A 1,444-nucleotide genomic window follows, 5' to 3' on the forward strand; every position below is an offset into this window, starting at 1 on the left:
GACTTCGCCATGCCCGGCATGAATGGAGTCGACGTGGTGCGGAGTGTCCGGCAGCTGCGTCCGGGGATCCCGGCGCTGATCGTCACCGGCTATGCCGACACCCCGGATTTGGGCGAGGCCGTGCGGCTGCTGCGCAAGCCCTTCTCGCCGCACCAGATCGCCGACCAGCTGGCGGCCATGCTGCCGGGGTGACGGTCTGTCAGGCAACCGGGACGGTCCTGATGAAATCCAGGAAGGCCCGCAGTGGGGCCGGCACCAGACGCCGTCCGGGGTAATAGAGGAACGGGCCGGAAAAGGACGGCCACCAGGATTCGAGAACGGGTTCCAGCGCCCCGCTGTCCAGTTGTGGGCGCAGCCATTGGTCGAACAGGTGAACGATCCCGACGCCGGCAACGGCGGCCTCGATGGCGAGGTCCATGATGCCGCCCGGACCCACCACCAGCGGTCCGGTGGTGTCGAGCCGGATCAATTCCCCATCGCGCTCGAACTCCCAAAGCGGCATGGAGCCGCTGGAAAAACGGCCGCGCACACAGCTGTGGGCCATCAGGTCGCGTGGATGCTCCGGCCGTCCCCGCGCGTCGAGATAGGCGGGGGATGCCGCGGTCGCGAAACGCTGGATGCGGGGGCCGATGGGGACCGCGATCATGTCCTGCTCCAGCCGCTCGTCGTAGCGGATGCCGGCGTCGCATCCGGCGGCAAACACGTCGACGAAGCTGTCCTCGCCCATCACCTCCACCCGGATCTCGGGATAGGCGGCATGGAAGGCCGGCAGGATCGACGGCAGGACCAGCCGCGCCACGCTGACCGGCACATTGAGTCTGAGCGTGCCCGCCACCCGGTCGCGGAAACCGTTCACCACGTCGAGCGCGGCATCGACCTCGCGCAGGGCCGGCTCCAGCCGGGCCAGCAGGCGTTCGCCCGCCTCCGTCGGCACCACGCTGCGTGTGGTCCGGTTGAACAACCTGACGCCGAGCTGGCCCTCCAGCCGGCGCACAGCTTCACTGAGGGACGAAGCGCTGACGTTGTTTCCCTTGGCGGCCTCGCGGAAGCCGCGGGCACGGGCCACCGCGACGAAGGCGTTCAGCCACGCCGGCGCGGCCGAGGCCGAGATCGTCGGTGTTGGGCGTGCGGCCGACCGCCAGCAGCACATGGCTTCCCACCACCGTGGGAGTGCCGGATGCGCAGTTCACCCCGACCTCCACGCCGTCGGCATGGCGGGCGAAGCGGATGCAGTCGGCCTTCAGGCGGACCGTCACGCCTTCCCTCTCCAGCAGCTCCCGGATGGCGTCGGAGACGTCGGGATCCTCGCGCGAGATCAGCCGCTCCCCCTTCTCCACCACGGTCACCTAGGCCCCGAAGCGGCGGTACATCTGGGCGAATTCCACCCAAAGGTAGCTGCCGCCGACCACCACCAGATGCCGCGGCACATGATCGAGTCGAGATC

The 1,444-nt window shown here is 69.1% G+C and carries 3 protein-coding genes; 1 reads left to right on the forward strand and 2 read right to left on the reverse strand.

Annotated features, from left to right (window positions below):
• The coding region (locus I71_RS01080) for a response regulator (protein WP_042688942.1) at positions 1 to 192 on the forward strand (192 nt) is incomplete at its 5' end.
• Positions 193 to 199: 7 nt separating this feature from the next.
• On the opposite strand, the gene I71_RS01085 is transcribed toward I71_RS01080, so the two are convergent.
• Positions 200 to 1,066 (reverse strand): LysR family transcriptional regulator, encoded by an 867-nt coding sequence (locus I71_RS01085; RefSeq protein ID WP_244433540.1) that lies wholly within the window; start codon positions 1,064 to 1,066, stop codon positions 200 to 202.
• Positions 999 to 1,346 (reverse strand): FAD-dependent oxidoreductase, encoded by a 348-nt coding sequence (locus I71_RS35455; RefSeq protein WP_199902077.1) that lies wholly within the window; start codon positions 1,344 to 1,346, stop codon positions 999 to 1,001. The genes I71_RS01085 and I71_RS35455 overlap by 68 nt, the downstream gene beginning before the upstream one ends.
• Between the last annotated feature and the right edge of the window lie 98 nt (positions 1,347 to 1,444).

The organism is Azospirillum sp. B506, from assembly GCF_000333595.1.
Lineage (GTDB): Bacteria > Pseudomonadota > Alphaproteobacteria > Azospirillales > Azospirillaceae > Azospirillum.